The sequence below is a fragment of the Streptomyces phyllanthi genome (assembly GCF_009377205.1).
Classification (GTDB): Bacteria; Actinomycetota; Actinomycetes; order Streptomycetales; family Streptomycetaceae; genus Streptomyces; species Streptomyces phyllanthi.
In genome coordinates, this window is sequence record NZ_VJZE01000289.1 from 1 (window position 1) to 11,759 (window position 11,759).

The window sequence follows — 11,759 nt, forward strand, 5'->3', positions numbered from 1 at the left end:
CCACCCGCCCGTCCGCGGAGAAGCGGCCCGCCACCCCTCTCCCCGGCGACCGCCGCACCGGCAGCCGTCGGCTCCCCGCCGTCCTGGTGGCCGTCGTCGCCCTCGCCCTCGCCGCGTCGGCGTGGCACCCGAAGGACCCGATGACCTGGCTGCTGGAGACCGTGTGGGTCATGGTCGGGCTGCCGCTGGCCATCGTGCTGCGCAAGCGGTTCCCGCTCAGCGACCTGCTGTGCTGCCTGCTGGCCGCGCACGCCCTGGTCCTCATCGTGGGCGGGCACTACACCTACGCCGAGGTGCCAGCGGGTGACTGGGTGCGCGACCTGCTCGGCCTGGAGCGCAACCCGTACGACCGTCTCGGCCATCTCATGCAGGGCTTCGTACCGGCCGTCCTCGTCCGTGAACTCCTCGTCCGGACCTCACCCCTGCGCGGCAGCCGCTGGCTGGCCCCGCTGACCGTCTGCGCCTGCCTCGCCTTCAGCGCCGTCTTCGAGATGCTGGAGTGGGCCGCGGCCGTGACGGGCGGGCACGCCGCCGACGCCTTCCTGGCCACCCAGGGCGATGTGTGGGACACCCAGTGGGACATGTTCTGCGCCCTGATCGGCGCCACGGTCTCGCTGCTGCTCCTCAGCCGGCTGCACGACCGCCGGCTGGCCCGCCTCGGGCGCGACTGAGCGGGGTCGGGGTCCCTCAGCTCCGGCTGGGCGCGCGGACCCCGTCCACGAGAGCGGCGGAGATCGCCTCCGCCGCGGTGGTCAGCGCCATGACGACCTCCTTGAGCCGGTGCGGCGAGTGGCGGACGCTCGGCATGGAGACCGACACGGCTGCGACCGTCGCGCCGGCGGAGTCGGTCACGCCACGCCCTACGGCGACCAGGCCCCGCTCGGAACGCTCCAGGTTGAGGGCCACACCGCTCTGCCTGACCGCACGGAGCTCGGTGCGCAGCTTCGCCAGGTCGGGGCGTTCCTCGGAACCGTCGGCGGTTGCGGGGGAGTAGAGCGCGGTCAGTTCGTCGTCGCCGAGGGCCGCCAGGCTGACGAGACCGCCGGTCACCTCGTGCGCGGGGAAAACCATGCCCTCGCGGTTGCCGACCCTCAGTGCCCGCGAGCATTCGACCGAGGCGATGAACCGCACGGTCCGGCCGGTGCGGATGCTGACGTTCGCGGTCTCGTCGAGCCTGTCGACGAGGGCACGCAGGGGGCCGAGGGCGGCGGCCCGGATGGCGGCGGCGTTCGACTGCGTCTTGGCGGCGATCTCGAGGACGGGGCCCACGCGGTACGTCCGGTCCTCGTCCTGGACCGCGAAGTCCCGGTAGACGAGCGTGGAGAGCAGGCGGTGCGCGGTGGAGCGGGCCACACCGAGCCGCTCGGCGGCCTCGGACACCGTGAGGGGCCCCTCGACCTGCAGGATCACCGCCAGCTGCAGGGCGTGGTCCACGCTCGTGACGCCGTACGCCGGCGGGTTCTTCATGGGCCTGGCCACGGTGACCTCCCGTTCCCTGTGTTCCGCTGTGCAGAATCTACTGTTCCAGGGCAGGGCGTACAGCGCACGGTTCCCGTATGACCGACCAAGAGCCGACCACCGTCTCGCCCGTCAGCCTGACCGCGGAGGACCGGTCCGACCAGCCACCGGTGACCCCGGAGCTCGAGGACCTCTACCGGGGCTTCGAGAAGGCGCTGCTGGTGCCGCTGTGGACCCGGATCGGCGACCTCATGCCCGAGCACCCCCGGTCGAGGGCGCGGCCGCACCTGTGGGAGTGGAAGACGCTGCTGGACCTGGGCGCCCGGGCCGGTGACCTGGTACCGGTCGGCCGCGGCGGCGAGCGGCGCGCGATCGCGCTGGCCAACCCGGGCCTGGGCGGCAGGCCGTACGCCACCCCGACGCTGTGGGCCGCCATCCAGTACCTGATGCCGGGTGAGAACGCGCCCGAGCACCGGCACACCCAGAACGCCTTCCGATTCGTCGTGGAGGGGGAGGGCGTGTGGACCGTCGTGGAGCGCGACCCGGTACCGATGCGGCGCGGTGACTTCCTGCCGCAGGCGGGCATGAACTGGCACGCGCACCACAACGCGGCCGACGAGCCGATGGCCTGGATCGACGGCCTCGACATCCCCTTCCAGTACGACATCGAGGGCCAGTTCTTCGACTTCGGCCGGGACGGGCTGACCGAGGAGGAGCACGGCACGCCCGACCGCTCCCGCTCCGAGCGGCTCTGGCGTCACCCGGGGCTGGTCCCGGTCTCCGACATCGGGACACGCGAGGGCACCCCGCTGCTGCGCTACCGCTGGGAGGACACGGACGCCGCCCTGACCGACCAGCTGGAACTGGAGCGCGAGGGCCACCCCGGCACGGTGGAGCCCGGCCACGCGCTGGTGCGGTACACCAATCCCACCAGCGGCGGCGATGTCCTGCCGACCGTCCGCGCGCAGTTCCACCGCGTCCGCAGCGGCGCCGAGACCGCTCCACGGCGCGAGACGGGATCGTCGGTCTACCAGGTGTTCGACGGCTCGGGCCGGGTGACCGTGGGTGAGGTCTCCTGGTCGGTCCAGCGCGGCGACCTCTTCGTCGTCCCCTCCTGGCTGTCGCTGTCGATCCGGTCCGAGGCCTCCCCGTCGGACTCCGACTCCGGGGCACTCGACCTGTTCCAGTTCAGCGACGCACCCGTCCTCACCAAGCTCAACCTGTTCCGTACCCACGTCAGCCATGTCGAGGAGAAGCACGCGTGAAGCTCGCAACCATCCGTCTCGGTGACCGCACCGCCGCCGTCCGCGCCGACGGGGACTTTCTGGTCGACCTCGGCCTGCCCGACGTGGGCGCCGTACTCGCCCCGGCCGGCGGGCTCACGGCCGCGGCGACCGCCGACGGTCCGCGGTACTCCGCCGCCGAGGCGGTGTTCGCCCCGCTCGTCCCGCGTCCCGGCAAGGTCGTCTGCGTCGGTCTGAACTACCGGAATCACATCAAGGAGATGGGCCGCGACCTGCCCGAACACCCCACTCTGTTCAGCAAGTTCGCGGACACCCTCATCGGGGCGCACGACGCGATCCGGCGCCCCGTCGAGACCGAGGCGTTCGACTGGGAGGCCGAACTGGCGGTCGTCATCGGCCGGCACGTACGTCGCGCGGACGAGAGCGAGGCGGAAGCGGCCATCGCGGGCTTCACGGTGCTCAACGACATCACCTGCCGCGACTGGCAGTTCCGCACCCGCGAGTGGCTGCAGGGCAAGAACTGGGACTCCACCACACCGGTCGGCCCCTTCCTCGTCACGGCCGACGAGGTGGGCGGCCCGCGCCCCGCGCTCGACATCCGCTGCGAGGTCAACGGGCAGGTGATGCAGCGGGACAACACCGGCGACCTGCTCTTCGACCCCGTCGACCTGGTCCGTTACATCTCCACGATGGTGCGGCTGGGCCCCGGCGACATCATCGCCACCGGCACTCCCGGAGGCGTGGGCCACGCCCGCAAGCCGCCGGTCTTCCTCCGGGCGGGCGACACCGTGGTCACCGAGATCGAGGGCCTGGGCCGGCTCGAGAACCAGGTGGTCCCGGAGGGGGAGCGATGAGGGACCTCCGCACGGTACTGGCCTGGGTCGCCGAGGGCACCGCGCTGTGCGGCAAGGCCCTCGACGGCCTGGACGAGGCGTCGTACGGCGCGCCCTCGCAGCTGCCCGGCTGGACCCGCAAGCACGTCGTCGCCCACCTCGCCGGCAACGCCGAGGCCATCGGCAACCTCCTGCACTGGGCGCGCACCGGTGAGCCCACACCGATGTACGGCTCTCCCGGGCAGCGCGACGCGGCCATCGAGTCGGGCGCCGGGCTGCCCGGCGACTGGCTCACCGCGTGGTTCGAGGAGTCCGCGCGGACCCTGGCCGACGCGATGGCGCAACTGACCGAACAGCAGTGGCAGGCGGAGGTGGTCACCGCCCAGGGACGGACCGTACCGGCGAGCGAGACCCCGTGGATGCGCTGCCGGGAGGTCATGGTGCACGCCGTCGACCTCGGCACCGGAGTGCGGTTCGCCGACCTGCCGGAGGAGTTCCTCGCCGAACTCCGCGACGACATCCTCGCCCGGCGCGGCCGGGACGGCGTCCCCGCCGTGCACGGCACCGCGGCGGAGGTCACGGCGTATCTCGCCGGCAGGCCCGCCCTGGGCGTGACGACCACCGACGGCTCCACCGCCGAGCCGCTGACACCGTGGCTGTGACCACCGGGAGAAGGGCATGAGCACAGCGGACGCGCACCGCCCCGACGCCCTGGTGATCGGCGGCGGGATCGGTGGCCTCTCGGCGGCTCTGGCCCTGACCCGCAAGGGCCTGAGGGTACGTCTCCACGAGCGTGCCGCGCGGTTCGGCGAGGTCGGCGCCGGCCTCCAGATCGCGCCGAACTGCACCCGCATCCTGGCCGATCACGGGCTCCTCGACGAGGCCGTCGCGCTCGGCGTGCTGCCCGAGCACATCGTGATGAAGGACGCCGTCGACGCGGGTGAGCTGACGCGCCTGGACCTGCAGGACCTGGAGCGGCGCTACGGCTTCCCGTACCTGGTGATCCACCGCGGCGACCTGCACGGGATCTTCCTGCGCGCGTGCGAGCGCGGGGGTGTCGAGCTGGTGAACGGCTCGCACTGTGTGGCGTACGAGAACATCCCGGGCGGTGCGCGTGTCACGTTCGCCGGCGGCGGGAGCGACGAGGCCGAGGTCGTCATCGCCGCCGACGGCCTCCACTCGGTCGCACGCGGGCTCCTGGTCCGGGACGAGCCGGTCGGCTCCGCCTATGTCGCCTACCGCGCCGCGCTCCCCTTCGACGAGGTGCGCGGCAACGGCGTGCACGAGAGGGATGTCGTGGTCTACGTCGGACCGCGCTGCCACTTCGTGCAGTATCCGCTGCGCGCCGGCCGGATGCTGAACCAGGTCGCCGTCTTCGAGTCGCCGAAGGCGCTGGCCGGCGAGGCGGACTGGGGCACCCCCGACGAGCTCGACCGGGCCTTCGACGGCACCTGCGCCCAGATCCGGAAGGGCCTGCCGCTGATGTGGCGCGACCGCTGGTGGCGCATGTTCGACCGGGACCCGATCACGAACTGGGTCGACGGCCGGATCGCCCTGCTCGGCGACGCCGCCCACCCCCCGCTGCAGTACATGGCCCAGGGCGCGGTCATGGCCATCGAGGACGGCTGGGTACTGGCCGAGCACGTCGGCGCCCAGCGGCCCCGGAGGTCGCGGAGGTCGTCCGGCGTCGACTGGGCGGCGGCCCTCGCCGCGTACGAGGCCGTGCGCCCCGAGCACTGCGGCCGGGTGATCACCACTGCCCGCGCGTGGGGGGAGTTCTGGCACCACGACGGGACCAGGCGCCTGCGGCGCAACGCGCTGCTGCGCTCCCGCGATACCTACGACTACACCTTCACGGACTGGATCTACGGCCCCACCGCACTGACGCCCGAGCAGGAGCCGGAGCCCTGTCCGACGATCCCGCTGGACTCGGTGGAGCTCGGAACGCCGGCCGGCCAGGGCCTGCCGTTGGGATCGGGCGGGCTCTAGGAGGCCGGGCTCCAGTCGTAGGGTCCGCCACCGCGCCACTCGATCAGGTCGGGGTCGTCGACGGCACGGTCCTCGGCGGGCAGTCCCGCGTGGTGGAGGAAGTCCAGCACGTCGAACAGGGTGTACGCGGTACCCGTGCGCGCACCGTGGATCGTCACCTGCCGCCCGCCGTCCGACGAGGGCGGCAGCACGACCACGGGGGGATGCCTGCCCATAGGACCACCATGCGTCGGATCCGGCGGGTGCGCAGCTCGACGGCCACCGGGGGTCAGAGAGCCGCCCCGGACAGTGACAGGAGGTGGCAGGGCCGTCCGCGTCCCCGGAGTGCGCCGTTGTCCCACCCGCACCTCTTGACGCCATGTCCTCACCCCTCTACTGATGTCATGGCTATGCCAGTTCTGTATTCCGCATGTTGTTCGAGATCTCGAAATACCGAATCCCTGGTGGGCGGGAGAGATGGCGATGAAAGAACAGCGACAGCGCGGCGATGCACAGCAGCGGACCGGTGACACCGGTGACCACTTACCGGAGGACCAGCGTGGTACGTCAGGCGGGGTGACGCGCCGTCTGGCACTGCAACTCGGCGCGGTGACCGTGGGAACACTGGCGCTCGATGTCGACGCCGCGACCGCCGCGGACGGCGCCGACCCCCTCGACGCGCAGGTACGCGAGCGGTCGTTCGACGAGGGATGGCGCTTCTTCCGCGGTGACGCCGACGGCGCGCAGGACCCGGCGTTCGACGACGGCTCGTGGCGGTCGCTCGACCTCCCGCACGACTGGAGCATCGAGGACCTCCCCGACGCCCCGCCCCCGGACGGGGGCGCGACCAGCGACCCGTCCCTGCTCGTCCCCAAGGAGCCGCTGGCGGAGCCCAGCCCGCCCCCGGTGATCGGCCCCTTCTCCCCGGAGAAGAGCGCGGGCGGGGGCTCGACCGGATACACGGTCGGCGGAACCGGCTGGTACCGCAAGCGCTTCACGCTGCCGGAGCGCGGCGGCGAACGCCACTACGAGCTGCGGTTCGACGGCGTCTACCAGAACGCGGACGTCTGGCTCAACGGCGAGCACCTCGGCTTCCATCCCTACGGCTACACGTCGTTCGCGTACGACCTGACCCCGCATCTGAGGCACTCGGGCGAGAACGTCCTCGCGGTACGGGTCGACAACAGCGGCCGCAACAGCCGCTGGTACTCGGGTTCGGGGATCTACCGGCACACCTGGCTGACGGTGACCGGGCCGGTGCGGATCCCGCTGTGGGGCGTTCATGTGAGCACGCCCGTGGTGGGGGAGCGCCGGTCGGTCGCGCGCGTGGAGGTGTCCGTCGCCAACCTCGGCGGGCGCTCCTCGTCCGCTTCGGTGCGCGTCAGCGTGCGTGATCCGCGCGGGCGCGTCGTGGCGAGGGCCGAGGACGCCGTACGGGACGTCGCGCCGGACACGACGGCCGACGTACGGCTCGATCTCCCGGTCAGGCGGGCGGAGCTGTGGTCCCCGGACTCGCCGAGTCTCTACACCGCCCATGCGGAGGTGCTGGTCAAAGGCCGGGTCGTCGACACGGTGACCACGGAGTTCGGGATCCGCTCGCTGGTGTGGAACGGCGAGGTCGGCTTCCTGCTCAACGGCGAACCGGTCGAGATCATGGGCGGCAACGTCCACCACGACCACGGCCCGCTGGGCGCCGTCGCACTCGCCCGCTCCGAGGAGCGCCGGGTCGAGATCCTCAAGGCGGCAGGCTTCAACTCGATCCGTACGGCCCACAATCCGCCGACCCCGGAGCTGCTCGACGCCTGCGACCGGCTGGGCATGCTGGTGATGGACGAGCTCTTCGACGTGTGGGACACCGGCAAGAACCCCGACGACTACTCGGTGCACTTCGCCCAGTGGTGGGAGCGGGACCTGACGGGCACGGTGCTCCGGGACCGCAACCACCCCAGCGTGGTGATGTGGTCGCTGGGCAACGAGATCACCGACAACACGAACGGACGCCGGGGAGCGGAGATGGCGGCACGGCTCCGCGCCCTCGACCGCACACGGCCCCTCACCCTGGGCGGCGGCTCGACCCACTCCGCGAACGACCCCTCCTGGAGCTACGTCGACGTGGGCGACGTGCACTACAACGCGAACGGCAAGACCTACGGCCAGATGCACGACGCGCATCCCGACAAGGCGATGACGCACAACGAGACGTTCCCCGCGACGATCCACCAGGACGTGAAGTTCGCCGCCGACCACGTCTGGGCCACCGGGACATGGATTTGGGCCGCCTGGGACTACCTCGGCGAGGCCGGTATCGGCAAGACGCCGATCCCTCCCGTGGGGACGGCTGAGACCATCGGCGACCAGAGCGTCATGCCCGGCTGGTCGATCTCCCGGGAACTGCACCACAACTGGGGCGGCTTCGGCTACGCCTACCCGTACTTCCAGGCCAACTGCGGCGACTTCGACCTGATCGGCCAGCGCAAGCCGCAGAACCACTGGCGGGACGCGGTGACCGGACGCAGTCCCGTGGAGCTGCTTGTGGAGCGGCCGACCCCGCCGGGCACCGAGCAACTGGCGGTCTGGTGGGGCTACTTCGACGAGCTGGAGAGCTGGACCTGGGACGTCGAGCGCGGCCACCCGATGACGGTGCACGTCTACACTCCGGGCGACAGCGTGCGGCTGCTGCTCAACGGCGCGGAGTTCCCCGGTGGCGCCGCCAGGGTCCCCGAGCGGGCCATGGCCACCTTCACCGTGCCCTACGAACCCGGGGAGCTGACGGCCGTCGCCGGCCGGAACGGCAAGGAGATCGGCCGTACGAAACTCGAGACGGTGGGCGCTCCGGCCGCGCTGCGGCTGGTCCCTGACGTCACGGCCCTCACCACCGGCCGGGACGATCTCGCGCACGTGCTCGTCGAGGTGGTCGACCGGCGTGGCCGTCTCGTACCCGACGCGACGCTCCGGGTGACGTTCGAGGTCAGCGGCGCGGGCGAGCTCGCCGCCGTCGGCAACGGCAACCCGCACAACGTCGACAGCTTCACCCGGCCGCGCCGTCACACCTGGCACGGGAAGGCGCTCGCGATCCTGCGGCCGGCGAAGCGACCGGGACGTGTCACGCTCACCGCGAGGGCCCCCGGACTGCGGCCCGCGACCCGCACGCTGACGGTACGGCGTCCGCGCTGACGATCAGGTGCCAGTCGGCCTCGCCGACGCAGGATCAGCGTCGGCGAGGCCCTGACCGGCCGGTCGTGCGCGTGCGGTCGCCTCACACGCCGCGGCGCGGCCCCGCGTGGTGGAGGACGTACCACCACACCGCGGCCGCCGAACTCAGCGGGCGGTAGTCGTAGACGTCGGCCGGGCGCCAGCCGGTGTCGGTGCTGAAACCGTCCGCGGCCTCGGCGCGGGCTGCCGCGTCGAGGCCGGCCGGGCGGCCGTTCAGCCAGGAACCCGTGTCACGGAAGCGCGTGCCCCCGTACACCGCCACCACCAGGGCGGGACCGGCGCCCGGACCTCCGTACAGGAAGACGTTCCGCTCGGAGACGATCGCGGACTCCAGGCCGATGCCGATCGCGTACCCGGTGTCCTCCGCCCGGCCCCGGTGGACGTTGTTGACCAGGTGAACCTGTCCGAAGCGGACGCGTGGAGCGCGCTGCCCGACACCCGTGAAGAGGTTCCGGAGGAAGGTCACCTTCAGGTGTCCGCGGTCGCGGTCGCCCCGTCCGTCGCCGGACCCGACGAGGACCGCCTTGTCATGGTCGGTGAACCGGCTGTCGGAGACGGTGATGAAGTCCGAGCCGTCCTCGATGTCCAGCAGCCCGTCGTGCCGCTGGACCCGTTCGCCGTGGAAGCCGGCCGGCGCCGTACGGTCCGGGAAACGGCCGTCGGTGAACGTGCAGTGGTCGATCCAGATGTTCTTCCCGGTGATCACCGTCAGGGCGTCGAAGCGGGCGTTCCAGCTGCCCCGCTCCCCGTCGCCCGGCGACCAGGTGGTGAAGTGGTCGACGGGCGCCTCCAGATGGAGGTCGCGGATGATGATGTTGGTGCCCGTGTTGACGGTCAGGAAGACACCGAGCAGCCGGGCGGCGCCACCCGTGCCGATGAGCGTGGTGTTGCTCGGCACGGTGAGCTGGATCTGCTGCTTCTCCCTGTTCGAACCGGTCTGCCGCAGGGTCCGCTGCTGCTTGCAGTAGTCGTGGCGGCTGTCGGACCACTCGGTGCCGTCCTCGCCGAAGCACGACATGTACTTGGCCAGGTCGTAGCCGGGGGCGTAGTCCTGCTCGCCGAGCAGCGTGCCGTCGTCCGCCTCGTGGCCGTTGATGTCCCCCCGCACCCGGATGACCTTGGGCGCCTTCGGGTCACCGCGGTTGGCCAGCGCCTCCTTCAGCTCCGCACGGGTCGACACCGTCCACACCGCCTCCGGGGCGGCACCCGAGCCCCCGGTCGTACCGCCGTTGACGGAGGCCCAGCCGGGTGGGCCGACGCCATCCGGGCCGGAGCTGTCGGCGGCGGCGGTCCCGGAGCCCGTCGGCAGCAGCGCCCCGACCAGCAGGGCGGCTACGAGGAGGGCCCCGCGTATCCGGCCTTCGGTTCCTGCGCCGGTCCGGTCCACGGTCTGGTCTCCGGTGGACGCCGAGCGGACTCGACCGCGACCGCGCAAGGGTGGGTGAACCGGTCGGTGAATCGATTCAGGCATCGTCACCGGGGCAACGGTAGGAGCTGAGTCCCGTCGGTTCAACAGTCCGTACGGCGCGAGCTGGAGACACGCCCTCACGACAGCGGCGCCGTGGACCCCCGGATCACCACCCGGCAGGGCAGGTTCTCGGTCCCCGAGCGCGGTGCCCCGCCGATCGCCGTGAACAAGGCGTGCGCCGCCGCGCGCCCGACCTGTTCGAGGTTCATGTCGACGCTGGTCAGCGGCGGCCGGGAGGCCGAGGTCAGGACCTGCCAGTTGTCGAACCCCATGACCGCCACATCCTCCGGCACCCGGTGTCCGCGCTCACGCAGTACGTCCATGACGCCGCGCGCGATCTGATCGCTGCCGCACAGGACGGCGTCCACGTCCGGGTGCCGGTCCAGCAGCATCGCGGTGGCCGCCCGCCCCCAGCCCTCCGACCAGGCCCCGAACCGCGGCTCGCCGACCAGGGCGAGACCGGCGTCGGCGAGCGCGGCCCGGGCCCCCTCGGCCCGGTCGCGCGCCGCGGCGTACCCGGGGTCGCCGGTGATGTGCGCGATCCGGGTACGGCCGCAGGCGAGCAGATGGTCGACCGCGATCCGGCCGGCACCGACGCTGTCCGGGACGATGGACAGGTCCTCCGGGTCCTCCGAGGGCGCGTACGCGTAGACGACGGGGACGGGCAGCTCGCGGCCCAGCGACGGGCGCGGGTCGGTCCGGCTGCCCACCACGATGAGGCCGTCGACCCGTCGGCCCAGCAGCGCGCGCACATGGTGCTGCTCGCGGATCACGTCGCCGCGGGCATCACAGAGGAACACCGCGACCTCGCCCGCTCCGAAGGCGTCCTCGGCGCCCATGAGGATCGGGATGCTGAACCGGCCCTCCAGGTCGCTGGTGAGCAGCCCCACGGTGCCCGTCCGCCCCGCCAGCAGGCCGCGGGCCACCTGGTTGGGCCGGAACGACAGCCGCTCGGCCGCTTCGATCACCCGTTGCCTCGTCTCCGCGCGCACCTGGCTGCGGCCGTTGAGGGCCTTGGACGCCGTGGCGACCGACACGCCCGCCAGCCGCGCGACATCGCTGAGCGTGGTGGGCTGCGAACGAGAGGGGCCGGTGGCCCGTGCCATGCGTGTCCTCCTGTCTCGCGTCGCGTGCCCGCGCCGTAGGGGTGGCACGCCGCGCCCTGCAACAGTACGCGACGTGTTTCGGTCAGGGCTCTTCAACGGGTTTCGATGATTCACCCGTATCCGTTCCCGGCATGGGTATTGACGGCCGGTAAGCCGAGTCCTAGCGTCTCAGAAAACCTTTTCGGCCCGTTTCTGCGCGCGGTTCGCCGCAGGGCTCGTCGTGCGCTCGTCGCAGGATGCGCCATGGGCTCGTCGCAGAGATCTCGCAGAGTTCAGTGCCACCGCATCACATCGTCCCGACCGGGGGCCCGCCCACGGCCCACCGCGACATGAGGGGATCGAACATGGGGAGCACGGCCGGACCGCTCGGACGCTTACGACGTCTCGCCACTGGCGCCATCGCAGTTCTGGCCGCCGCGAGTCTGGTCACGGCATGCGGGTCGGACGGGGGCGGCACGGGGAGTGGGGG

10 protein-coding genes are annotated in these 11,759 nt (G+C 72.0%); 6 read left to right on the plus strand and 4 right to left on the minus strand.

Features of this window, described 5'->3' with window-relative positions:
• Positions 1-83 precede the first annotated feature (83 nt).
• Positions 84-671 (plus strand): DUF2238 domain-containing protein, encoded by a 588-nt coding sequence (locus FNH04_RS30575; RefSeq protein WP_152789023.1) that lies wholly within the window; start codon positions 84-86, stop codon positions 669-671.
• Positions 672-687: 16 nt separating this feature from the next.
• Here FNH04_RS30575 and FNH04_RS30580 read toward each other — a convergent pair whose 3' ends face one another.
• Entirely contained in the window at positions 688-1,479 is a 792-nt protein-coding gene (locus FNH04_RS30580; protein ID WP_322724287.1) for an IclR family transcriptional regulator, read from the minus strand.
• Between the two features lie 77 nt (positions 1,480-1,556).
• Between FNH04_RS30580 and FNH04_RS30585 the strand changes: the two genes are divergently transcribed.
• Genes FNH04_RS30585 through FNH04_RS30600 form a run of 4 tightly spaced genes read left to right on the plus strand, consistent with a single transcriptional unit; the run spans position 1,557 to position 5,524 of the window.
• Positions 1,557-2,723 (plus strand): cupin domain-containing protein, encoded by a 1,167-nt coding sequence (locus tag FNH04_RS30585; protein ID WP_152789016.1) that lies wholly within the window; start codon positions 1,557-1,559, stop codon positions 2,721-2,723.
• Positions 2,720-3,556 carry a fumarylacetoacetate hydrolase family protein gene (locus FNH04_RS30590; RefSeq protein ID WP_322724289.1) on the plus strand — a complete coding sequence of 279 codons (837 nt, stop codon included), beginning with the start codon at positions 2,720-2,722 and terminating at the stop codon, positions 3,554-3,556. Before FNH04_RS30585 ends, FNH04_RS30590 begins: the two co-directional genes overlap by 4 nt.
• The gene (locus tag FNH04_RS30595; RefSeq protein WP_152789017.1) at positions 3,553-4,197 is read left to right on the plus strand and encodes a maleylpyruvate isomerase family mycothiol-dependent enzyme; all 645 of its coding nucleotides are present in this window, start codon (positions 3,553-3,555) and stop codon (positions 4,195-4,197) included. The genes FNH04_RS30590 and FNH04_RS30595 overlap by 4 nt, the downstream gene beginning before the upstream one ends.
• A 16-nt stretch (positions 4,198-4,213) precedes the next feature.
• Positions 4,214-5,524 (plus strand): FAD-dependent monooxygenase, encoded by a 1,311-nt coding sequence (locus FNH04_RS30600; RefSeq protein WP_152789018.1) that lies wholly within the window; start codon positions 4,214-4,216, stop codon positions 5,522-5,524.
• Here the strand turns inward: FNH04_RS30600 and FNH04_RS30605 are convergent.
• Positions 5,521-5,739, minus strand: a complete 219-nt coding sequence (locus FNH04_RS30605) for a hypothetical protein (protein ID WP_152789019.1) — start codon at positions 5,737-5,739, stop codon at positions 5,521-5,523. The two genes, FNH04_RS30600 and FNH04_RS30605, sit on opposite strands and share 4 nt — an antisense overlap.
• 247 nt (positions 5,740-5,986) lie before the next feature.
• On the opposite strand from FNH04_RS30605, the gene FNH04_RS30610 reads away from it, so the two are divergent.
• Positions 5,987-8,677: a glycoside hydrolase family 2 TIM barrel-domain containing protein gene (locus tag FNH04_RS30610; RefSeq protein ID WP_152789020.1), complete on the plus strand. Its 2,691-nt coding sequence runs from the start codon at positions 5,987-5,989 to the stop codon at positions 8,675-8,677.
• Positions 8,678-8,759: 82 nt separating this feature from the next.
• Here FNH04_RS30610 and FNH04_RS30615 read toward each other — a convergent pair whose 3' ends face one another.
• Both FNH04_RS30615 and FNH04_RS30620 read right to left on the minus strand, forming a co-directional pair.
• Positions 8,760-10,103, minus strand: a complete 1,344-nt coding sequence (locus FNH04_RS30615; protein ID WP_322724292.1) for a pectate lyase family protein — start codon at positions 10,101-10,103, stop codon at positions 8,760-8,762.
• A gap of 158 nt (positions 10,104-10,261) precedes the next feature.
• On the minus strand, positions 10,262-11,290 hold the full coding sequence (locus tag FNH04_RS30620; RefSeq protein ID WP_152789022.1) for a LacI family DNA-binding transcriptional regulator: 1,029 nt from the start codon (positions 11,288-11,290) through the stop codon (positions 10,262-10,264).
• Positions 11,291-11,759: the final 469 nt, after the last annotated feature.